Below are 22493 nucleotides of genomic sequence, written 5' to 3' on the forward strand. Positions count from 1 at the left end.
TAACTGATGCACTCCTCCCGAGCCAGCAGTCATGAAAAGGAGCAAGGTATGACGAAACTGGAAATTTGTTGCTATGGCATCGACTGCGCAATGACTGCGCAGGCGTCCGGTGCCGATCGCGTGGAGCTGTGCAGTGCTCCGCGTGAAGGCGGACTGACACCTTCGGCGGGTATGCTGGAAGCCGCACAACGTGAACTGACCATTCCGGTCCACCCGATCGTGCGGCCGCGCGGCGGCGATTTTTGTTACACCGCACGCGAATTTGAGGTGATGAAATCGGACGTGGCGCGCATCCGCGAGCTGGGTTTTCCTGGCCTGGTGATTGGCATGCTGGACGAAGATGCGCACGTCGACACGGTACGCATGCAGCAGATTATGGCGCTGTGCGACGGCATGGCGGTGACTTTCCATCGCGCCTTTGATTTGTGCCACAGCCCGAAGCGTTCGCTGGAGGTGCTGACTGATTTAGGGATCGCCCGCATTCTGACTTCCGGTCAGCAGCAGAGCGCTGAAACCGGAATTGCATTATTACGGGAACTAAATGAATACAGCACCGGTCCAATCATTATGGCAGGGGCAGGCGTGCGCCTCAGCAATCTGCAAAAGTTCCTCGACAGCGGATTGCAGGAAGTCCACAGCTCCGCCAGCCGTGCCGTCGCGTCACCGATGCGCTACCGTAAAGCCGGTGTCTCGATGTGTTCTGAAGCGGAAACCGATGAATTCAGCCGCTCCTGTGTCGATGGCGATGTCGTCGAAGCCATGAAGAGCATGATGCAGATGAGCGTTGACCGGGTCGCCTGACCCGTACCAATTTTGCCGCGCAGCACGCCGAAAACCTGACGTGATGTTTGCAAGTACCAAACCCCAGTTCCTTGCTGGGGTTCTTTTTGTCTGCCGCTTCGCCATGAATAGCGCATTGGTGAAAAAGATGCTTTGATTACTCTATGGCTTAACGCGCGGATAACGCTGATGAAATCCCTCCCTTATGCTGTTGTGATTCTGCTGTTCCCCGTTGCCGGCGCGGCGCTGGCCGCCAGCAGCACCTGCCCGCCGCTGAGCAAAAATATCACCAGCAGCAACAACTGGATTATGCTGGGCGGCGACGCCAAAGGCGCGGTGCGCCAGGTGGTGGCCGGGGAGTTTGGTAAAGACGTCAACTCGCAGAAGCGCGTGCTCGGGCAGTTTGACCAGTGCGGCGATCTGATGGTGGCTGACATCACCTATGACAAAAGCGAAGGTAACGTGGTGCTGAGCATGGAGCAGCATATCGCGCGCGTGCAGCGCGGCTGGGTGGCTGACTATGTTTATCTGGTTAAAGTGACCCGTGCGGGTAAAGAGGAAGTGGTGGATAACCGGCAGGGCACCATCAGCTGGCAGATGGGGCAACACGGCAACATCATCAGCGCCTCAGACAAATTTACCAGCATGGGGAAAGAGGGCTTTACCGATACCACTTACCGCTACGATAAACACTTCCGGCTGGAAAAAAGTATTGCGCGCGGCAGCGATGAACTGACTAACGGCGAGAATACCTGGCGCTGGAATCCGCAGGGGCTGGTGGTGGCATCCACCAGCGCGCGCAGCAAAGAGACCTATAGCTACGATAATCAGTGGCGTGAACTGCGGCTGCACGGCACCTCGACCACGCCGGTCAGCACTTTGCGATCGGTGGATGAGTGCCAGCTGTGGGACGAGGTGGGCAATTGCACGCTGAGCTATTTGCATGAGACCGAAGTGTTTGCCAAAGGCACCATTGAGCGGCATCTGAGTTCGGCCTACAAATATCAGTACTGGGATCGTCCGGCGACGGACAATTGATGCGCCGTCGCGTATGCTGTTCTGTGCACAACCCGGGAGCCCATCATGACACTGATTATTTCATTCCTTTTCGCCATTACCCTGCTTACGCTGACGCCCGGCTTCGATACCGCGCTGGTGCTGCGTTCAGCGGCTGCGCAGGGTTGGCAGCGTGCCTCAGCGACAGCATTGGGCGTTACGCTCGGCTGTCTGGTGTGGGGCGTGGCGGTCGGGCTGGGCTTAGGCGCGCTGCTGCTGGCTTCGGAAATGGCTTATAACCTGCTGAAAGGCATCGGTGCCGTGTACCTGCTGTATCTCGGCGTCAGACTGCTGCTTAACCCGCGCAGCACGGTGGCCAGCGGGCAGGAGGGGCAAAAGCGGGAAGAGCGCTATCTGACCTGCTTCGCGCGTGGCCTGACCGGTAACCTGCTCAATCCCAAAGTCGGAGTTTTTTACGTCACTTTCCTGCCACAGTTTATCCCGGCCGGCGGCTCGGTGGCGCTGTGGTGCACGCTGATGGCGCTCACCCACATGGTGATTGGCTTAGTGTGGAACGCGGTATTGATTAGCGGCAGCCAGTACTTTGCTGGTCATCTGCGCCGTCCGGCAGTGTTAAAAGTGATGGATCGCCTGACCGGCTGCGTGTTTATTGGTTTCGCCGCGAAGCTGGCGCTGTCGCGGCGTTAAGCGTTACGGTTTGCGCGCCACCAGCACGGCACGCAGCGGGGCGGGATAGCCTTCAATCGTTTTGCTGCTGTCGTGCGAATCGAGGAACTCCGCCAGCGATTCGCTGGTCATCCAGTCGGTGCGACGCTGCTCTTCCACCGAGGTGATGGCGTAATCGGCGATGCGCACATCGACAAAACCACACTTCTCCAGCCAGTTTTTCAGCGCCGCTGCAGACGGAATAAAGTAAACGTTGCGCATCTGCGCATAGCGTTCACCCGGAACCAGCACCGCGTTTTCATCGCCTTCAATCACCAGCGTTTCCAGTACCAGTTCGCCGTCGCTGACCAGCTGATTTTTCAGCTGCAGCAGATGGTCGAGCGGCGAACGCCGGTGATAGAGCACGCCCATGGAGAACACGGTATCGAACGCCTGCAGCGCCGGTAGCTGCTCAATGCCCAGCGGCAGCAGATGTGCACGGCGATCGTCACCCAGCAGCTTACGCACCGCTTCGAACTGGCACAGGAACAGCTGCATCGGATCGATACCGACCACCAGCTGCGCGCCGGCACCAATCATACGCCACATGTGATAACCGCTGCCGCAGCCCACATCCAGTACGGTTCGACCGGCCAGCGAAGAGATATGCGGCAGCACGCGGTCCCACTTCCAGTCGGAGCGCCATTCTGTGTCGATGTCGCAGCCGTAGAGCGAAAACGGCCCTTTGCGCCACGGCATCAGGTTACGCAGCAGCTTTTCGATGCCGGCGCGCTGGCGATCGGTTAACGCGTCATGCTGCGCGCTGACGCTGTGCAGCAGATCGAGCTGCTGCGGCACCAGCAGCGGCAGATTGTCGACCGACTTCTCCCAGTTGCGAAAATGTCCGTGCAGGTTTTCACGCTGCCAGGCGGCGACCTGCGCCGGCAACACTTCCAGCCAGCTGGCGAGCGGGCCGGTGGCGATTTGCTGATAAAAACGGCCAAAATCAATCATTTCAACGCCACCAGTGAGCCAAAGTTAAAGCACTGGAACCACAATTCGGCATGGGCAAAGCCGGCGCTTTTCAGGCGGGCCTTATGCGTTTCCACGCTGTCCGTCAGCATCACGTTCTCCAGCATGCTGCGCTTCTGGCTGATCTCCAGCTCGCTGTAGCCGTTGGCGCGCTTAAAGTCGTGGTGCATGTTGAACAGCAGTTCGCCGACGTCGGCATCCTCAAAGCTGAACTTTTCCGACAGCACCAGCGCACCGCCCGGATTGAGGCCGGCGGCGATTTTCTGCAGTAGCGTCAGGCGCGCGTCCGGCTCAAGGAACTGCAGGGTAAAGTTGAGCACTACCAGTGAGGCGTTTTCGATGTGGATATCGCGGATATCCGCTTCCAGCACCTGCACCGGCGTAGCGGCGCGGAAGGCGTCGATGTGACGGCGGCAGCGTTCCACCATCGCCGGCGAATTATCGACGGCAATAATCTGGCAACCCGGTGCCTGAATATTGCGGCGCACCGCCAGCGTGGCCGCGCCCAGCGAGCAGCCGAGATCGTAAACCTGGCTGTTGGGCTGCACAAAGCGTTCTGCCAGCATGCCAATCATCGAAATGATGTTGGAGTAACCCGGCACCGAGCGCTGAATCATATCGGGAAAGACTTCAGCCACGCGCTCGTCAAAGGTCCAGTCGCCCAGTTTATCGATGGGCGCGGAGAATAGCGTATCGCGGTCAGACATAATGAATTATCCGGAGAGAAAACGGAAAGGGCGCTATTCTGGCAGAAACTGCCGCAGGCTGCACCCGTTTCCCTGCGTTTAGAACAGGCTGGATTGCTGTGGCCAGGCGGGGAGCGGGCGCAGCGTCGGCTCCAGCTGTTGCAGCTGCGGCCACAGCGCCTGCAGCAGCGGAAACACCGCGCCCATATCCGGCGTGTGGATGAACAGCAGCGGGTCGCTGTCGTGCTGCCAGTCCGCCAGTTTTTGCTGCCAGACATCAAACAGCGGCAGGCTCTCCTCCACGCTGTCGCTGCCGATAAAGCGCACCATCGGCTGACCGGCAGTGCGCACCGCGTGCGTCGGCACGCGCGGCTTTTGCGCGCGCGCATGCACGGCGGCCGGGCTGAGCGAGGCAGAGGCGTGCACCGGACGGCTGTCGAGAATCACCCGATTAACCCCGCGCTGATGCAGGCCGCGATTCAGCGCGCGCTCGGCCTCGCCTTTGGCAAAAAAGGCCGCATGGCGCACTTCAACGCCATAGTGAAAGCTGCGCGGCAGGCGATCGAGAAACGCCCATAAATCTGTCAGCTGCGCCGGTGAAAAGGCGGCGGGTAGCTGCAGCCAGTACTGACCGATGCGCTGGCTGAGCGGATCCAGCAGGCGCAGAAATTCATTCACCAGCTCATCGCAGTTCTTCAGCGCCGCTTTGTGGCTGATGGTGTCAGGAAATTTAAAGCAGAAGCGAAAGGCGTCGTCAGTCATGTCATACCAGCGCTGCACCACTTCGGGTTTAGGCAGCGCGTAAAGCGTGGTGTTGCCTTCAACGCAGCCGAACAGCCGGGCGTAATCCGCCAGGGTTTCGATACCCAATACTTTCCAGTTGGCGTGCTGCCATTGTGGTAATCCAATACGAAGTGTCAAAACTGCTCCTGCCTGCTGTGGCGCGGAAAATGCGCCGTACGTTACGTGGTTTTGCCACGGGCAGGAACCGATCGCGCGGCAAACGCTGACGATTTGTCCGCTTTGCGCGGGATCTGCTTATCCTGCCTGCCATTTTCCATTATAATAGCTGCCTTTTTTGCGGCAGCATCTCAGAAGGTTACGCGGCCTGATGCTGTCTGGCAGCAGCGGCGAAGTTAAAAGGATACGTTATGCGTACAGAATATTGCGGACAGCTCAATCTGTCTCATGTGGGTCAGCAAGTTACTCTCTGCGGCTGGGTCAATCGCCGTCGCGATCTCGGCAGCCTGATTTTTATCGATATGCGTGACCGCGAAGGCATCGCGCAGGTGTTTTTCGATGCCGATCATCAGCAGGCTTTCCAGCTGGCGTCTGAACTGCGTAATGAATTCTGTATCCAGATCACCGGTACCGTGCGTGCGCGTGAAGAGAAAAACCGCAACAGCGACATGGCCACCGGTGACATCGAAGTGTTCGCCCATGAGCTGAACATCATCAACCGCGCAGAACCGCTGCCGCTGGACTCTAACCAGACCAACAGCGAAGAAGCGCGTCTGACCTATCGCTACCTCGACCTGCGTCGTCCGGAAATGGCGCAGCGTCTGAAAACCCGTGCCAGAATTACCAGCTTCGTGCGCCGCTTTATGGACGGTGAAGGCTTCCTCGACATCGAAACCCCGATGCTGACCAAAGCCACGCCGGAAGGCGCGCGTGACTACCTGGTGCCGAGCCGGGTGCACAAAGGTAAATTCTACGCGCTGCCACAATCACCGCAGCTGTTCAAACAGCTGCTGATGATGTCTGGTTTTGACCGCTACTATCAGATCGTCAAATGCTTCCGTGACGAAGACCTGCGTGCAGACCGTCAGCCGGAGTTCACCCAGATCGACGTGGAAACCTCGTTCATGAGCGCTGAGCAGGTGCGCAGCGTGATGGAGCAGATGATCCGTGAACTGTGGCTGGACATCAAAGGCGTCGACCTCGGTGACTTCCCGCAGATGACCTTCGCCGAAGCGATGAATCGTTACGGCTCCGATAAGCCAGACCTGCGTAACCCAATGGAGCTGGTAGACGTTGCTGACCTGCTGAAAAGCGTTGAATTCCAGGTATTCGCTGGCCCGGCAAACGACCCGAAAGGGCGCGTTGCGGCGCTGCGCGTGCCGGGCGGTGCCGCGCTGACGCGTAAGCAAATCGACGAATACGGCAGCTTTGTCGGCATTTACGGTGCCAAAGGTCTGGCGTGGATGAAGATCAATGCGCGCGCCAGCGGTTTCGATGGCGTACAGAGCCCGGTGGCCAAATTCCTGACGCCGGAGATCGTTGAAGCTATTCTGCAGCGTACCGACGCGCAGGACGGCGACCTGATCTTCTTCGGCGCCGACCGCGCCAAAGTGGTGGCGGATGCGCTGGGTGCACTGCGCCTGAAAGTGGGCCGTGATCTGCAAATCACCAATGATAAAGCCTGGGCCCCGCTGTGGGTGGTCGACTTCCCGATGTTCGAAGAGGACGACGAGGGCGGCCTGGCGGCGATGCACCATCCGTTCACCTCGCCAAAAGCGCTGACGGCGGAACAGCTGGCGGCCGATCCGACGCAGGCGGTGGCGAACGCCTACGATATGGTGATCAACGGTTATGAAGTGGGCGGCGGTTCGGTGCGTATCCACAGCGGCAATATGCAGCAGACGGTGTTTAGCATTCTGGGCATCAGCGAAGAAGAGCAGCGTGAGAAGTTTGGCTTCCTGCTGGATGCGCTGAAGTTCGGTACCCCGCCGCACGCAGGTCTGGCATTCGGTCTTGACCGTCTGACCATGCTGCTGACCGGCACCGACAATATCCGCGATGTGATTGCGTTCCCGAAAACCACCGCGGCGGCCTGTCTGATGACCGAAGCACCAAGCGAAGCCAACCCGGCGGCGCTGGCTGACCTCGGTATCCAGATCGCGCCGAAGAAAGTCACTCCAGAGACGAAATAATGGGCTATAAACACCCGGTATCGGTGCTGGTGGTGATTTTTGCGCAAGATACCGGCCGGGTGTTAATGCTGCAGCGGCGCGATGACCCCAGCTTCTGGCAGTCGGTTACCGGCAGCCTGGAGCCGGGCGAAACGCCGGCGCAAACGGCGCAGCGCGAAGTGGCTGAAGAGCTGGCGATTGATATCGCCGCAGAGGGGCTGGTGCTGGAAGATTGCCACAAACAGATTGAGTTTGAGATCTTTCCGCACTATCGCCATCGCTATGCGCCGGGCATCACGCATAACCGGGAACACTGGTTCCGGCTGGCGCTGCCCGCCGAACGCCAGCCAGTGCTGAGCGAGCACCTCGCCGCACAGTGGCTGACACCGGCCGCCGCCGCCGCACTAACCCGCTCGTGGAGTAATCGTCAGGCAATCGACGAATTTATCTGAATGCCCGCCACCGCGCGTTTTTCCGGTGGTTTTATCGTTAAATTACAGACATACGGTGTAAGTCGAAAGATTTGCACCGCTAAAATAGAACAGTCAGGCGTCATCGGCGCAGCAAGGTTGTTCACCGCCAGCGCACAGCAACCGGAGCGTACATGAGTACGTGAGGATTGCGCGCACTGCCGGGGAACAAGATTGCCAGCAAGATAGCCTGCACCCTGTTAAAGATCGGAGAATATGTAAGATGGCTGGACATAGTAAATGGGCGAATACAAAGCACCGCAAAGCGGCTCAGGACGCCAAGCGCGGTAAAATCTTCACCAAAATCATTCGCGAGCTGGTGACAGCGGCTAAGCTGGGCGGTGGCGATGCCGGCTCCAACCCGCGTTTGCGCGCAGCGATGGACAAAGCCCTGTCCAACAACATGACGCGTGACACCATGAACCGTGCTATCGCGCGCGGCGTCGGCGGTGAAGATGACAGCAACATGGAAACCATCATCTATGAAGGTTACGGTCCGGGCGGCTCTGCGGTCATGGTGGAGTGTCTGAGCGATAACCGTAACCGTACCGTGGGCGAAGTGCGTCACGCCTTCAGCAAAACCGGTGGCAACCTCGGCACCGACGGTTCGGTCTCTTACCTGTTCAGCAAGAAAGGTGTGATCTCCTTCGCGCCAGGCCAGGACGAAGATGCCGTGATGGAAGCGGCGCTGGAAGCCGGTGCAGAAGACGTCGTGAGCTATGACGATGGCGCGATTGACGTCTTTACCGCGTGGGAAGAGCTGGGCAGCGTGCGCGATGCACTGGAAGCCACTGGTCTGAAAGCCGACAGTGCTGAAGTGTCGATGATTCCATCAACCAAAGCGGAACTGGATGCCGAGACGGCTCCTAAACTGCTGCGTCTGATCGACATGCTGGAAGATTGTGATGATGTGCAGGAAGTTTACCATAACGGTGAAATTTCTGATGAGGTAGCGGAAACGCTGTAATGGCGTTACGCAAACCCCTGCAATACGGAGACGCGCTATGGCGATAATACTCGGGATTGACCCCGGCTCGCGCGTCACCGGCTACGGTGTCATCCGCCAGACCGGCCGCCAGCTCAGCTATCTGGGCAGCGGCTGCATCCGCACTAACGTCACCGATCTGCCTTCCCGCCTCAAACTGATTTACGCTGGCGTCAGCGAAATCATCACCCAGTTCGCGCCGGATTACTTCGCCATTGAGCAGGTGTTTATGGCGAAGAACGCGGACTCGGCGCTCAAGCTGGGGCAGGCGCGTGGCGCGGCAATTGTCGCAGCGGTTAATCTTGATCTGCCGGTATTTGAATACGCGGCCCGCCAGGTGAAGCAGACGGTGACCGGCATCGGCAGCGCAGAGAAAAGCCAGGTGCAGCATATGGTGCGCACGCTGCTGAAACTGCCGGCCAATCCGCAGGCGGATGCCGCCGATGCGCTGGCCATCGCCATCACCCATTGCCACGTCAGCCAGAACGCGGCGCGCATGAGCGACAGCAAACTGGTGCTCACGCGCGGACGTTTGCGATCCGGTTAGCAAAATCGTGGCAGTTCAATAGGCTGGATATGCATCCAGCCTTTTTTATGGTATACATAGCCAACATTTTCATCCGGCAGGCGCGCGGCTTGTCGCTGGTTATCGCGGTATGGCAGGGTGCAGATGACCCGGACGCTTACCCCTACATTAAGGAACTGCTCAGGTGATTGGTCGTTTACGAGGCCTTATTCTGGAAAAACAGCCGCCGCTGGTGCTGATTGAGGCGCACGGCGTCGGTTACGAAGTGCACATGCCAATGACCTGCTTTTACGAGCTGCCGGACATTAATCAGGAAGCGATTATCTTCACCCAGTTTGTGGTGCGTGAAGATGCGCAGCTGCTGTTCGGGTTCAACAGCAAGCAGGAGCGGGCACTGTTCCGCGAGCTGATAAAAGTTAACGGTGTTGGGCCCAAGCTGGCGCTGGCGATTCTCTCCGGGATGTCGGCGCAGCAGTTTGTCACCGCCGTAGAGCGTGAAGAGATTGCCTCGCTGGTGAAATTGCCGGGCGTGGGCAAGAAAACTGCCGAGCGTCTGGTGGTCGAGATGAAAGACCGCTTCAAAGGTATGCACGGTGACCTGTTCGGCGGCGACTCGGCGTTTACCCTGACTACGCCAGCGGCACAGCAGGATAACAACGACGCCGAAGCTGAAGCCGTTGCGGCGCTGGTGGCGCTGGGTTATAAACCGCAGGAAGCCAGCCGTATGATCAGCAAGGTTGGCAAACCGGATGCGGATTGTGAAACCCTGATTCGCGAAGCTCTGCGCGCAGCTATTTGAGGTAATGCATGATTGAAGCCGATCGTCTGGTCTCGGGCAGTTCTTTCACGGAGGAAGAGGGCCTTGACCGCGCTATTCGCCCCAAGCTACTGACGGAATATGTCGGGCAGCCGCAGGTGCGCGAGCAGATGGAGATTTTCATCCAGGCCGCCAAACTGCGCGGCGATGCGCTGGACCACCTGCTGATCTTTGGTCCGCCCGGGCTGGGCAAAACCACGCTGGCCAACATCGTGGCTAATGAGATGGGCGTCAATCTGCGCACCACGTCCGGTCCGGTGCTGGAAAAGGCCGGTGACCTGGCGGCGATGCTCACCAACCTTGAACCGCACGACGTCTTGTTTATCGATGAAATTCATCGCCTGTCGCCGGTAGTGGAAGAGGTGCTGTATCCGGCGATGGAAGATTATCAGCTGGATATCATGATCGGTGACGGACCTGCAGCGCGCTCGATCAAACTGGATTTGCCGCCGTTTACCCTGATTGGCGCCACCACCCGCGCAGGCTCGCTCACCTCACCGCTGCGCGATCGCTTTGGGATTGTGCAGCGCCTGGAGTTCTACAATGTGCCGGATCTGCAGCACATCGTCGGACGCAGCGCCGCCTGCCTGGGCCTGACGCTGAGCGAAGAGGGCGCGCTGGAAGTGGCGCGTCGCGCGCGCGGCACACCGCGTATCGCCAACCGCCTGCTGCGCCGTGTACGTGACTTCGCCGAAGTGCGCGCCAGCGGCAACATGAGTGGCGAAGTGGCCGCCAGCGCGCTGGATATGCTCAATGTGGACAATCAGGGCTTCGACTATATGGACCGCAAGCTGCTGCTGGCGATCATCGACAAGTTCATGGGCGGTCCGGTGGGGCTGGATAATCTGGCGGCGGCGATTGGTGAGGAGCGTGAAACCATCGAGGACGTTATCGAACCCTTCCTGATCCAGCAGGGCTTTATTCAGCGCACGCCGCGCGGCCGGATGGCCACGCAGCACGCCTATAAGCATTTCGGCATCAGCCGCGAAGAGTAACCGGCGTCACGCCGCCGGTTTTTTTGCCATGCTGATAATGAACAGTACCGCAGCACACAGCACCACCGACGGACCGGCCGGGGTGTCGTAGCTGGCGGAGAAGCTCAGGCCACCGGTGACGGCAATGATGCCGATGAGCACCGCAAAGCCGGCCATCTGTTCTGGCGAACGCGAGAAGCGTCGCGCCGTGGCGGCCGGAATGATCAGCAGTGAAGTAATGATCAGCGCGCCAACAAATTTCATCGCCACACCAATGGTCAGCGCGGTTACCAGCATCAGCATCAGGCGGGTACGCTGAATGTTTACGCCATCCACCTGCGCCAGCTCCGGACTGATGGTCATCGACAGCAGCGAACGCCACTGCCACGCCATCACCACCAGCACGATTGCCACGCCGCCCGCCATCAGCGACAAATCGTCCGGGGTGATCGCCAGCAAATCGCCAAACAGATAGGCCATCAAATCAACGCGTACGCCCTGCATCAGACTGACCACCACCAGACCCAGCGACAGCGCGCTGTGCGCCATAATCCCTAACAGTGTGTCGATCGCCAGATGCGGGCGTCGCTCCAGCCACACCAGCCCGAGCGCCAGACAGACGGTGACCAGAATCACCGCATAATAAGGGTTGACGTTGAGCAGCAGACCAAACGCCACGCCGAGCAGAGAGGCGTGGGCAAGGGTATCGCCGAAATAGGACATGCGGCGCCAGACGACAAAAGAGCCGAGCGGACCGGCCGCCAGGGCCAGCAATACGCCGCCCAGCCAGCCGGGTAATAACAGTTCAATCATGACGGGCCGTTTCCTTTGCGCAGAACAATGCGTCCCTGTAAATCGTGACGGTGATTATGGTGATGACGGTAAATTGCCAGCTGCTGTGCGCCGCGCGGGCCAAACATGGCGATAAATTCCGGGTGCTGCGAGACGGCTTCCGGCGTGCCGGAACAGCAGATGTGATGGTTGAGGCACAGCACTTCGTCGGTCTTTGCCATCACGAGGTGAAGATCGTGCGACACCATCAGCACGCCGCAGTTGAGCTCGCGTCGCAGTTGATCGATCAGGTCGTAGAGCGCCACCTGGCCGTTAACATCCACGCCCTGCGTCGGTTCGTCCAGTACCAGCAGCTGCGGCTGGTTGAGCAGGGCGCGCGCCAGCAGCACGCGCTGCGTTTCGCCACCAGACAGTTTTTGCAGCGGTGACTGCAACAGATGGCCGGCCTGCACCCGCTTCAGCGCCGGCAGAATATCATCACGGCGACTGCCGTGCGTCAGACGCATAAAGCGCTCAACGCTGATAGGCAGTGTCGGATCGATGTGCAGCTTTTGCGGCACATAGCCAATACGCAGCCCCGGCGCGCGTCGGACGCTGCCGCTATCTGGCGTGAGCAGGCCGAGTACCGTGCGCACCAGCGTGGACTTGCCGGCTCCGTTGGGACCCAGCAGGGTGAGAATTTTGCCCGGCTGCAGCGACAGGCTGATGCCTGCCAGCACCGCGCGCTGGCCAAACTTCACCGAAATGTTTTCGAGTGTAACAAGTGACGACATGATATTTACGGGTTGCATTGAATTTCGAATGTTATAATATCACATTCCATCACCTGGTCACGATGGAATGACGCATTATGTTACACAATAAAAAGCGCCTGGCTTTTACCCTTTCTGCGGCGGCGATCGGCCTCGCCACCACGTTTTCCGCGCAGTCTGCGGTGGTGGCTTCAATCAAGCCTCTCGGATTTATCGCAGCCGCCATTGCCGATGGCATTACGCCGGTTGAAGTATTGCTGCCGGATGGTGCCTCAGAGCACGATTATGCCTTACGGCCATCCGATGTAAAACGTATTAAAAACGCTGACTTAGTAGTATGGACCGGTCCGGAGATGGAAGCCTTTCTGACGAAGCCCGCCGGGGAGTTACCGGCCAGTAAAAACCTTGAAATTGCCGCCTTGCCTGGCGTAAAACCGCTATTGATTAGCGGTGGTGAAGATGAGGACGAACATGAGCACGGTCACGATCACGACCATGACTCAGACAATTCTGAGAACCAGGACCCGTCTCATACTCATCACCACCACGGCGAGTTTAATATGCACCTGTGGATGTCGCCGGAGATTGCGAAACAATCTGCTGTTGCAATCCACGGAAAATTATTGGAACTTATGCCGCAAAGCAAAGCCAAACTTGACGCCAACCTGCAGCAGTTTGAGGCACAATTGGCGGACACAGACAAACGGATTGGCGCACAACTCGCGCCGGTACGGAACAAGGGTTATTTCGTTTTTCACGACGCTTACAGCTACTTTGAGAAACATTACGGTTTATCACCATTAGGTCATTTTACCGTCAATCCTGAGATCCAGCCGGGCGCCCAGCGTTTACATCAAATACGAACACAGTTGGTTGAGCAGAAAGCAGTCTGCGTTTTTGCTGAACCACAATTCAGGCCGGCGGTCATCGATGCCGTGTCTCGCGGAACCAGCGTGCGTAAAGGCACCCTCGACCCGTTAGGCATGGGAATCAGCTTAACCAAAGACAGCTACGTGAAATTCCTCTCACAGCTGTCAAGCCAGTATGCGAGCTGCCTGAATGGAGCATAGAGGAATAGGTAAAAGTGCAGCAGATAGCCCGCTCTGTCGCCCTCGCATTTAATAATTTGCCGCGCCCCCACCGCGTTATGCTGGGGTCACTCACCGTTGTTACACTGGCCGTCGCTGTCTGGCGGCCTTACGTCTATCATCCCCGCGATGTTGCGCCCATCGTGAAAGACATCACGCTGGACAAAAACGAGCTGCGCACGCTGCTGCCGGAAGCCAGTGAACCGATCGATCAAACCACGGCGGAACCGGAAGACGAAATCCCGTCGGATGACATCGACAAAGACGTGCCGGTCAATCCCGATCAGCATGACTACACCGTTTCCTCAGGCGATACGCTGAGCAGCGCGCTTAATCAGTACGGTATCGATCTCGGTGACATCAACGCGCTGGTCAGCAGCGACAAGAGTTTGCGTAATCTGCGCGTGGGACAGCAGCTGAGCTGGACGCTGGATGCTGATGGCGCGCTGCAGGATTTCACCTGGGAGATCGATCGGCGTGAAACCCGCACCTATGCGCGTCAGCCGAATGGCAGCTTTAAGATGCAGCAGGAGATGCAGAAGGGTGAATGGCAGAACAGCGTCCTGAAAGGCGAAGTGCGCGGCAGTTTCGCCGCCAGCGCCCAGCGCGCCGGCCTGACCAGCGCCGAAACCAGCAGCGTGATTAAAGCCATGCAGTGGCAGATGGATTTCCGCAAACTGCGCGCCGGCGATGACTTTAGCGTACTGATGTCGCGCGAGATGCTGGACGGTAAAAGTGCGCAGAGCCAGCTGCTCGGCGTGCGGCTGCGCACCGGCGGTAAAGATTACTACGCGTTCCGCGCGGAAGACGGCAAGTTCTACGACCGCAACGGCTCCGGTCTTGCGCGTGGCTTCATGCGCTTCCCGACGGTGAAACAGTACCGCGTCTCGTCAAACTTCAATCCGCGCCGTCTCAATCCGGTAACCGGCCGCATCGCGCCGCATAAAGGCGTCGATTTTGCGCTGCCGATTGGTACGCCGGTGCTGGCCGTCGGCGATGGCGAAGTGGTGATCGCGAAGAACGGCGGAGCCGCCGGTAACTACGTCGCGATTCGTCACGGTCGCCAGTATATGACCCGCTACATGCATCTGAGCAAAGCGCTGGTGAAACCGGGACAGAAAGTGAAACGCGGCGATCGCATCGCGCTTTCCGGTAACACCGGTCGCTCTACCGGACCGCATCTGCATTATGAAGTGTGGATCAACAACCAGGCGGTCAACCCGCTGACGGCGAAGCTGCCGCGCATGGAAGGGCTGACTGGTAAAGATCGCAGCACCTATCTGGCGCAGGTGAAGAGTTATCTGCCACAGCTGACGCTGAAATAACGTTAATTTCCGGGCAAACGCGCAAAAACCGACGAATTCTTCGTCGGTTTTTTGCTATCTGGCCTGTGAAGATTGCAAAATTACCTGCCGTCACTATTATTGAGCCGTCATTGTCAGAGGCGAGTGCATGGAAACCCGAAAAAAAAATAACAGTGAGTTTATTCCCGTTTTTCAACGTTCTTTTTTAAAGCCGAAATACTGGGGCAGCTGGCTGGCGATTGGTGCGCTGGCCGGTATGGCGATGCTGCCGGCAAAGGTGCGCGATCCGGTGCTGGGCGGGCTGGGTAAGTTTGCCGGCAAGCTGGCGAAAAGTGCGCGCCGCCGTGCGCTGATCAATCTCTACTATTGCCTGCCGGAGCTCAGCGAAGCGCAGCGCGAAGAGATTGCTGATCGTATGTTTGCCACCGCGCCGCAGGCGATGGTGATGATGGCCGAGCTGGGGATGCGTAATCCTGAACGCGTGCGCCAGCGCGTTGAGTGGCACGGCCGCGAGATCATCACGGCGCTGCAGGAGAATCATGAGAACGTGATTTTCCTCGTGCCACACGGCTGGGGCGTGGATATTCCGGCGATGCTGCTGGCCTCGGAAGGCCAGATGATGGCGGCGATGTTCCACAATCAAAGCGATCCGCTGATGGATTATATCTGGAACACCGTGCGTCGCCGTTTCGGCGGCCGCATGCACGCGCGCAACGACGGCATCAAACCGTTTATCGCCTCGGTGCGTCAGGGCTATTACGGCTACTATCTGCCGGACCAGGATCACGGTGCTGAGCACAGCGAGTTTGTCGATTTCTTTGCTACCTATAAAGCGACATTGCCGGCGGTCGGACGTCTGATGAAAGTGTGCCGTGCGCGCGTAGTGCCGCTGTTCCCGGTGTATAACAGCGCGACGCACAAGCTGGAGATTTATGTGCGCCCGCCGATGGACGATTTGCTGGATGCCGATGACACCACGCTGGCGCGGCGCATGAACGAAGAGGTGGAAATCTTCGTGCGTCCGCATCCGGAGCAGTACACGTGGATTCTTAAGCTGCTGAAGACGCGTAAAGCAGGGGATATTGAGCCTTACGCGCGAAAGGATTTGTACCCGCGTAAATAGCTAACGCGTGCTGAACCGTGCCGCCCGGCACGGTTCGTCATCACTCATTCGACGCTTGTCAGGCGACTGCGCCGCTTGCGCTCGCGCAGGAACAGCGTCACCAGGCCAAACCACAACACGCCGGCGACGAAGTTGATTGCGCTGAACCACGGCGTACCGCCGCTGAAATAACCGCTTTTCGCCACTTCAATGCCCGCCGCCAGCGTCAGAATGCTGATCATCCCCAGCATGGCGGCGATGCTGCCTTTACCTTCGCTGCTGGAATAGAGCGTCAGCCGGTACAGCCCGGCGTTGACCATCCCGGCACCAAACGCATACAGGCTAAGGCCGGCGGTGAGAAGCAGGTAACTGTGGCTGTTGAGCAGGTTCGCCACCAGCGCGATGCTCAGGCCGAGCAGAATCGGCCAGGCGGCAAATTTTACCGGTTGCTCGATGGCCACGCGTCCCGCCAGTTTGCCCAGCGTCAGGTTACCGGCGATCATTGCCAGAAACACCGGTAATTGCAGCAATGCGTACTGCAGGCGGGATAAGCCCTCTTCATGCATCAGAATCACCGGCGACAGCGCCACCCAGGTAAGAATCGGGATGAACACCAGGCCGATAGCGAAGGAGCCGTACATCACCTGTTTATCGCGCGCCAGCCGTCCGTAGCCGCGCGCCAGGTTCGGTAATGCAATGGAGTGGCTGCGATCGCCGGCGGTTTCCGGCATGATGCGCCACAGCACCACAAACGCCAGCAGGCTGCAAACCGCAAACAGCCAGAACATGCTGCGCCATTCGCCCACCGTGAGCCAGGCGGCACCGGCCAGCGGACCCGCCAGCGGTGCCAGCAGTGCCACGTTAGCCATCAGCGCCATCATGCGCACAGCTAACGCCTCGTCAAACGCCTCCTGCACTGCGGCATAGCTTACTGCGCCAATGAAGCACAGGCTGATGCCCTGGATAAAGCGCAGCGTGACGAACTGCTCGATGTTGCTCACCCAGGTGGTGAGAACACAGGCAACGGCAAAGAACAGAATGCCGAACAGCAACACCGGACGTCGGCCATATTTATCCGACAGCGGACCGAGCAGCCACTGCAGCACCACGCCGCCCATCAGATAGGCAGTGAGTGAGGTGGATACCCATTCCGGGCCGACGTTAAACTCGGCGGTGACCAGCAGCATGCCGGGCTGAATCATGTCATGGGCGATGTAGGTCGCAAACTCAAACAACACCAGCGCGAGCGGAAACAGCAGCACGCGCCCGGTGAGTTGACTGATGGGTTGATAGCGGGCCATCTGGCCTCCTTGTCAGTGAAAAATAAAACGCGACTGCCAGGCAGTCGCGTTTGTCCATGTTGTTACAGCCGCTGTCAGGAGGTGCGTAAAACTCAGTCTACGCGCAGGACACGGCTGGTGTTGGTGGTGCCGGTGGTCGCCATCACGTCGCCCTGGGTGACAATCACCAGATCGCCGGAGACGAGGAACCCTTTGTCGCGCAGCAGATTAACTGCATCGTGCGCGGCGGCGACACCATCGTTGTTGCTGTCAAAGAACACCGGGGTCACGCCACGGTACAGCGCGGTCAGGTTCAGGGTACGTTCATGACGTGACATTGCGAAGATCGGCAGACCGGAAGTGATGCGCGACGTCATCAGTGCGGTACGGCCAGATTCGGTCATGGTAATGATGGCCGACACGCCCTGCAAATGGTTAGCGGCGTACATCGCCGACATGGCAATCGCTTCTTCGATATTGTCGAACTGCACGTCCAGGCGGTGTTTGGATACGTTCACGCTTGGAATTTTTTCCGCGCCGAGACACACCTTCGCCATCGCCGACACGGTTTCCGCCGGATACTGACCGGCCGCCGTTTCCGCCGACAGCATCACCGCATCGGTGCCGTCCAGCACGGCGTTTGCCACATCCATCACTTCCGCGCGGGTCGGCATCGGATTGGTGATCATCGATTCCATCATCTGGGTAGCAGTAATGATGGTGCGGTTCAGCTGACGCGCACGACGAATCAATGCTTTCTGAATGCCCACCAGCTCCGGATCGCCAATTTCCACGCCGAGATCGCCACGGGCCACCATCACCACGTCAGAGGCGAGGATGATGTCATCCATCGCTTCCTGCGTTGCCACCGCTTCGGCGCGCTCCACTTTCGCCACCAGTTTGGCGTCGCAGCCGGCATCGCGTGCCAGACGGCGCGCGTAGTTCATGTCTTCGCCGTTACGCGGGAACGAGACCGCCAGATAGTCGACGCCAATTTTCGCCGCGGTAATGATATCCAGCTTATCTTTTTCGGTCAGCGCTTCAGCCGACAGGCCGCCGCCGAGCTTGTTGATACCTTTATTGTTGGAGAGCGGGCCGCCGACGGTCACTTCGGTGAACACTTTCACCCCCTGAACTTCCAGCACCTTCAGCTGCACACGACCGTCGTCCAGCAGCAGGATATCGCCCGGCACCACATCTTCCGGCAGGCCTTTATAGTCGATACCGACTTTCTCTTTGTCGCCTTCGCCTTTGCTCAGGTTGGCATCCAGCAGAAAGCGGTCACCGACATTGAGGAAAACTTTGCCTTCTTTGAAGGTTGATACGCGAATTTTAGGGCCTTGCAGATCGCCAAGAATGGCGACGTGACGACCGAGTTTGGCCGCAATCTGCCGCACTTTATCGGCGCGCAGTTGATGATCTTCCGGGGTGCCGTGGGAGAAATTGAGTCGCACAACGTTAGCGCCCGCCGCGATGATTTTTTCGAGGTTGTTGTCGCGATCGGTGGCGGGGCCGAGGGTTGTAACGATCTTGGTTCTTCTGAGACGTCTGGACATGAAGGACTCCGTTGACAAAGTATCGTGTCGATCACAAGTGACACGCAATGGTCACTCATTCTATATGATCGAGGGGCTGTGATTCGACTCACATTGTGAATGTGATGTTAATTATTTTGCTGTGCACGTGATTCCGGTGCCGGCTTTTCGAGGCGCGATGCTTTTAGTGCCTCTTTTACCCGCTTGAGATTCTCACGGAAAGCGGTACCGCGCTCCAGGGTAAAACCGGTTGCCAGTACGTCAACCACGGTGAGCTGGGCCAGGCGGGAAACCATCGGCAGATAGATGTCGGTATCTTCCGGTACATCCAGCGTCAGCGCCAGCGTGGCTTCATCTGCCAGCGGCGATCCGGGCGAGGTGATAGCCAGTACGGTGGAAGCGTTTACACGCGCCAGGCGAGCCAGTTCTATCATATTTTTGGTACGGCCAGTATGCGATATCAGAACAAACACGTCATTTGGTCCACTATTTATGCAACTCATGCGCTGGATCACAATATCCTCGGACCAGATGACCGGCAGATTAAAACGCAGGAATTTATTGGTGGCATCGTGCGCCACCACTGCTGAAGCACCGAGGCCGAAAAAGGCAATTTTGTGCGCCTGCGACAGTGCCTGCACTGCCTGATCGATCACCTGCATATCCAGCTGCTGACGCACCCGGCTCAGACCCGCCAGCGCGGAATCAAAGATTTTGTGACTGTAACGTTCCACGCTGTCACTGTCTTCCACGTCGCGGCTTACCCAGCTCGGGCCTTTCGCCAGACTCTGCGCCAGCTGCAACTTGAAATCGGGAAAGCCGCGCGTGCCCATGCGGTGACAGAAGCGGTTCACCGTCGGTTCGCTGACTTGTGCCGCCTGAGCCAGTGCAGCGATGCTGGAGTGCATCGCCTGCTGCGGCGCGGCGAGAATCTGCTCTGCGACCTTGCGTTCTGACTTACTCAGCGCGGCCAGCTGCGCCTGTATCTGTTCCAGCATGTTGTTAACCCGATGACCATCAATCACTTTTTTTGCGTTCACCCGTGCGTGAAATCGCTGCCAATTATGCGGAATATACCGTGTAATAGCCTGACGTACGCAGCGGCGGACAAATGTAACCGCGCTTTTTTTGTCATACTTTGATCGCTGCCGGGTTTTCGCCCGACAAACATCGAAACAGAAAAAGGCGCGTTAGCGCACTTCGCAACACGTTAAATGCGCCCCGGCGGTGCAGGATAATCACCTGTAACCGACCGCAGCCGGGTTGTCCTGGCGCGGTGAAAAAAGTACATTGTGCTGTAAGAAAATTACAATAAGGACCCGGCAGGATGAGGACGCTCAGGCCGGGTATATCCTGCAACGAGGAGAGGAAAATGGCGGTAACACAAACAGCCCAGGCATGCGATCTGGTGATTTTCGGTGCCAAAGGCGATCTTGCACGCCGGAAACTGTTGCCTTCACTGTATCAGCTGGAGAAAGCCGGTCAGATTCACGATACTACGCGCATTATCGGCGTGGGTCGCGCGGAGTGGGACAAAGAGGCCTACACCAAAGTGGTGCGTGAAGCGCTGGAAACCTTCATGAAGGAGAAGATTGACGAAGCGCTGTGGGACAAACTCAGCGGCCGTCTCGACTTCTGCAACCTCGACGTTAACGACACCTCGCACTTCTCGAAACTGGGCAAGATGCTGGATCAGAAAAACCGCGTCACCATCAACTACTTTGCCATGCCGCCGAGCACCTTTGGCGCCATCTGTGAAGGCCTGGGCGCCGCTAAACTCAACGCCAAACCGGCGCGCGTGGTGATGGAGAAGCCGCTCGGCACCTCGCTGGAGACTTCGCAGGAGATTAACGACAGCGTCGGTAAATTCTTTGATGAAAGCCAGGTGTTCCGTATCGACCATTATCTCGGTAAAGAGACGGTGCTCAACCTGCTGGCGCTGCGTTTTGCCAACTCGATTTTCGTCAATAACTGGGACAACCGCACCATCGACCACGTGCAGATTACCGTGGCGGAAGAGGTGGGTATCGAAGGCCGCTGGGGTTACTTCGACAAAGCCGGCCAGATGCGTGACATGATCCAGAACCACCTGCTGCAGATCCTGACCATGATCGCCATGTCGCCGCCGTCCGATCTCAGTGCTGACGCGATTCGTGATGAGAAGGTGAAAGTGCTGCGCTCGCTGCGCCGCATCGACCAGACCAACGTGCGCGAGAAAACCGTACGCGGTCAGTACACTGCCGGTTTTGTGCAGGGCAAAAAAGTGCCGGGCTACCTGGAAGAAGAGGGCGCCAACAAGCAGAGCAGCACCGAAACCTTCGTCGCCATCCGCGTGGATATCGATAACTGGCGCTGGGCGGGCGTGCCTTTCTACCTGCGCACCGGTAAGCGTCTGCCGACCAAGTGCTCAGAAGTGGTGGTGTACTTCAAAAACCCGGAAATGAACCTGTTTAAGGACTCTTACGCCGAACTGCCGCAGAACAAGCTGACGATTCGTCTGCAGCCGGACGAGGGCGTGGATATTGAAATCCTCAACAAGGTGCCGGGTCTTGATCACAAGCACAAGCTGCAGACCACCAAGCTGGATCTGAGCTACTCCGAAACCTTCAATCAGTCGCATCTGGCGGATGCCTATGAGCGTCTGCTGCTGGAAACCATGCGCGGCATTCAGGCACTGTTTGTGCGCCGCGATGAGGTCGAAGCGGCGTGGACTTATGTCGATTCGATTATTGAAGCGTGGAATGCGGATGGCGACGCCTCCAAACCGTATCAGGCCGGCACATGGGGCCCGGTCGCCTCGGTGGCGATGATCACCCGCGACGGCCGTTCGTGGAACGAGTTTGAATAACCGCTCCTGCATCGCTGACTGAGAAGTTTATATTTACGCCCCTGCGCTGTTCGCCAGGGGCGTTTTGTTTTCAGTCAGTAGGGTTTATCCTGGTCGCCATTAATGGCGACTCTGCAGACCGATGCGAAATGATGCGCACCAGGCAATCATTCAAAAATGAACCGCGGTTTCAAAAATTGATGATATCCAATAGACGTCCGTCCGGCCGATCTTGTATGGTAGGGCTCTCTTTCTGACAGCCGGACCGCGCGTTGGGCTGTCTCTCCTGAGGAAACGTAATGAAGAACTGGAAAACGAGTGCGGAACAGATTCTGACTACCGGCCCGGTTGTGCCGGTGATTGTCGTCAACAAGCTGGAACATGCGGTGCCGATGGCCAAAGCGCTGGTCGCAGGTGGCGTACGCGTGCTGGAAGTGACGCTGCGCACGCCGGTAGCAATGGATGCGCTGCGGGCAATGATCAAAGAAGTTCCGGAAGCGATTGTGGGTGCCGGCACGGTGATCAATACCCAGCAGCTGAAAGAAGTGACCGACGCCGGTGCGCAGTTTGTCATTAGCCCGGGGCTCACCGAACCGCTGCTCAAGGCGGCGGTGGAAGGACCGGTGCCACTGATTCCTGGCATCAGCACCGTGTCGGAACTGATGGTTGGTATGGATTATGGTTTGCGCGAGTTCAAGTTCTTCCCGGCAGAGGCGAACGGCGGCGTCAAAGCGCTGGCGGCGATTGGTGGTCCATTCCCGCAGGTGCGTTTCTGCCCGACCGGCGGCATTTCACCAGCCAACTATCGTGACTATCTGGCGCTGAAAAGCGTGCTGTGTATTGGCGGTTCGTGGCTGGTGCCAAACGATGCGCTGGAGAGCGGCGACTGGGATCGCATTACGCAGCTGGCGCGTGAGGCAGTGGCGGGCGCGGCTTCCCCCGCTGATCGGTAATAACGCTGCCGCACAG

General features: G+C 58.2%; 22 protein-coding genes. 14 read left to right on the forward strand and 8 right to left on the reverse strand.

Features of this window, described 5'->3' with window-relative positions; translation table 11 throughout:
• The first annotated feature begins 48 nt into the window (after window positions 1–48).
• The 3 genes from cutC to E7738_RS03725 all read left to right on the forward strand — a co-directional run bounded on the left by cutC (window position 49) and on the right by E7738_RS03725 (window position 2484).
• Window positions 49–801: a copper homeostasis protein CutC gene (gene cutC, locus E7738_RS03715; protein ID WP_021509959.1), complete on the forward strand. Its 753-nt coding sequence runs from the start codon at window positions 49–51 to the stop codon at window positions 799–801.
• A gap of 168 nt (window positions 802–969) precedes the next feature.
• The gene (locus E7738_RS03720) at window positions 970–1818 is read left to right on the forward strand and encodes a hypothetical protein (protein ID WP_394516113.1); all 849 of its coding nucleotides are present in this window, start codon (window positions 970–972) and stop codon (window positions 1816–1818) included.
• A 45-nt stretch (window positions 1819–1863) separates the two neighbouring features.
• Window positions 1864–2484, forward strand: a complete 621-nt coding sequence (locus E7738_RS03725; protein ID WP_058757506.1) for a LysE family translocator — start codon at window positions 1864–1866, stop codon at window positions 2482–2484.
• A 3-nt stretch (window positions 2485–2487) separates the two neighbouring features.
• On the opposite strand, the gene cmoB is transcribed toward E7738_RS03725, so the two are convergent.
• The 3 genes from cmoB to E7738_RS03740 all read right to left on the reverse strand — a co-directional run bounded on the left by cmoB (window position 2488) and on the right by E7738_RS03740 (window position 5081).
• A complete protein-coding gene (gene cmoB / locus E7738_RS03730) occupies window positions 2488–3456 on the reverse strand; it encodes a tRNA 5-methoxyuridine(34)/uridine 5-oxyacetic acid(34) synthase CmoB (RefSeq protein ID WP_278708214.1) in 969 nt (322 codons plus the stop codon).
• Window positions 3453–4181, reverse strand: a complete 729-nt coding sequence (cmoA, locus tag E7738_RS03735) for a carboxy-S-adenosyl-L-methionine synthase CmoA (RefSeq protein ID WP_058757507.1) — start codon at window positions 4179–4181, stop codon at window positions 3453–3455. The genes cmoB and cmoA overlap by 4 nt, the downstream gene beginning before the upstream one ends.
• 78 nt (window positions 4182–4259) lie before the next feature.
• The gene (locus E7738_RS03740) at window positions 4260–5081 is read right to left on the reverse strand and encodes a DUF72 domain-containing protein (protein WP_058757508.1); all 822 of its coding nucleotides are present in this window, start codon (window positions 5079–5081) and stop codon (window positions 4260–4262) included.
• A gap of 230 nt (window positions 5082–5311) precedes the next feature.
• Between E7738_RS03740 and aspS the strand changes: the two genes are divergently transcribed.
• The 6 genes from aspS (at window position 5312) to ruvB (ending at window position 10865) form a co-directional block, all read left to right on the forward strand.
• A complete protein-coding gene (gene aspS / locus E7738_RS03745) occupies window positions 5312–7093 on the forward strand; it encodes an aspartate--tRNA ligase (protein WP_058757509.1) in 1782 nt (593 codons plus the stop codon).
• The gene (nudB, locus tag E7738_RS03750; protein WP_059009760.1) at window positions 7093–7524 is read left to right on the forward strand and encodes a dihydroneopterin triphosphate diphosphatase; all 432 of its coding nucleotides are present in this window, start codon (window positions 7093–7095) and stop codon (window positions 7522–7524) included. Before aspS ends, nudB begins: the two co-directional genes overlap by 1 nt.
• Before the next feature lie 241 nt (window positions 7525–7765).
• Window positions 7766–8509, forward strand: a complete 744-nt coding sequence (locus E7738_RS03755; RefSeq protein ID WP_021509967.1) for a YebC/PmpR family DNA-binding transcriptional regulator — start codon at window positions 7766–7768, stop codon at window positions 8507–8509.
• Between the two features lie 37 nt (window positions 8510–8546).
• The gene (gene ruvC / locus E7738_RS03760) at window positions 8547–9074 is read left to right on the forward strand and encodes a crossover junction endodeoxyribonuclease RuvC (RefSeq protein WP_021509968.1); all 528 of its coding nucleotides are present in this window, start codon (window positions 8547–8549) and stop codon (window positions 9072–9074) included.
• Window positions 9075–9237: 163 nt separating this feature from the next.
• Window positions 9238–9852 (forward strand): Holliday junction branch migration protein RuvA, encoded by a 615-nt coding sequence (gene ruvA / locus E7738_RS03765; RefSeq protein WP_394516114.1) that lies wholly within the window; start codon window positions 9238–9240, stop codon window positions 9850–9852.
• 8 nt (window positions 9853–9860) lie between these two features.
• The gene (ruvB, locus tag E7738_RS03770; protein WP_059009756.1) at window positions 9861–10865 is read left to right on the forward strand and encodes a Holliday junction branch migration DNA helicase RuvB; all 1005 of its coding nucleotides are present in this window, start codon (window positions 9861–9863) and stop codon (window positions 10863–10865) included.
• Window positions 10866–10871: 6 nt separating this feature from the next.
• On the opposite strand, the gene znuB is transcribed toward ruvB, so the two are convergent.
• A complete protein-coding gene (znuB, locus tag E7738_RS03775) occupies window positions 10872–11657 on the reverse strand; it encodes a zinc ABC transporter permease subunit ZnuB (protein ID WP_059009754.1) in 786 nt (261 codons plus the stop codon).
• Window positions 11654–12409, reverse strand: coding sequence for a zinc ABC transporter ATP-binding protein ZnuC (znuC, locus tag E7738_RS03780; RefSeq protein WP_338671065.1), 756 nt, complete (start codon window positions 12407–12409; stop codon window positions 11654–11656). Before znuC ends, znuB begins: the two co-directional genes overlap by 4 nt.
• A gap of 77 nt (window positions 12410–12486) precedes the next feature.
• On the opposite strand from znuC, the gene znuA reads away from it, so the two are divergent.
• From znuA to lpxM, 3 genes are all read left to right on the forward strand, one after another.
• The gene (gene znuA / locus E7738_RS03785; protein WP_338671066.1) at window positions 12487–13458 is read left to right on the forward strand and encodes a zinc ABC transporter substrate-binding protein ZnuA; all 972 of its coding nucleotides are present in this window, start codon (window positions 12487–12489) and stop codon (window positions 13456–13458) included.
• A 14-nt stretch (window positions 13459–13472) separates the two neighbouring features.
• On the forward strand, window positions 13473–14801 hold the full coding sequence (gene mepM, locus E7738_RS03790) for a murein DD-endopeptidase MepM (protein WP_031280193.1): 1329 nt from the start codon (window positions 13473–13475) through the stop codon (window positions 14799–14801).
• 127 nt (window positions 14802–14928) lie between these two features.
• On the forward strand, window positions 14929–15903 hold the full coding sequence (gene lpxM / locus E7738_RS03795; protein WP_021509975.1) for a lauroyl-Kdo(2)-lipid IV(A) myristoyltransferase: 975 nt from the start codon (window positions 14929–14931) through the stop codon (window positions 15901–15903).
• A gap of 44 nt (window positions 15904–15947) precedes the next feature.
• Here the strand turns inward: lpxM and E7738_RS03800 are convergent, their stop codons facing one another.
• The 3 genes from E7738_RS03800 to E7738_RS03810 all read right to left on the reverse strand — a co-directional run bounded on the left by E7738_RS03800 (window position 15948) and on the right by E7738_RS03810 (window position 19695).
• The gene (locus E7738_RS03800) at window positions 15948–17183 is read right to left on the reverse strand and encodes an MFS transporter (protein ID WP_394516115.1); all 1236 of its coding nucleotides are present in this window, start codon (window positions 17181–17183) and stop codon (window positions 15948–15950) included.
• A gap of 92 nt (window positions 17184–17275) precedes the next feature.
• Window positions 17276–18718, reverse strand: coding sequence for a pyruvate kinase (gene pyk, locus E7738_RS03805; protein ID WP_021509977.1), 1443 nt, complete (start codon window positions 18716–18718; stop codon window positions 17276–17278).
• Between the two features lie 107 nt (window positions 18719–18825).
• Window positions 18826–19695, reverse strand: coding sequence for a MurR/RpiR family transcriptional regulator (locus E7738_RS03810; RefSeq protein ID WP_394516116.1), 870 nt, complete (start codon window positions 19693–19695; stop codon window positions 18826–18828).
• Between the two features lie 374 nt (window positions 19696–20069).
• Between E7738_RS03810 and zwf the strand changes: the two genes are divergently transcribed.
• Both zwf and E7738_RS03820 read left to right on the forward strand, forming a co-directional pair.
• Window positions 20070–21545 (forward strand): glucose-6-phosphate dehydrogenase, encoded by a 1476-nt coding sequence (gene zwf, locus E7738_RS03815; RefSeq protein WP_021509979.1) that lies wholly within the window; start codon window positions 20070–20072, stop codon window positions 21543–21545.
• A gap of 278 nt (window positions 21546–21823) precedes the next feature.
• The gene (locus tag E7738_RS03820; protein ID WP_211724379.1) at window positions 21824–22477 is read left to right on the forward strand and encodes a bifunctional 4-hydroxy-2-oxoglutarate aldolase/2-dehydro-3-deoxy-phosphogluconate aldolase; all 654 of its coding nucleotides are present in this window, start codon (window positions 21824–21826) and stop codon (window positions 22475–22477) included.
• The last annotated feature ends 16 nt before the right edge of the window (window positions 22478–22493 follow it).

The sequence above is a fragment of the Pantoea sp. SGAir0430 genome (assembly GCF_043549295.1).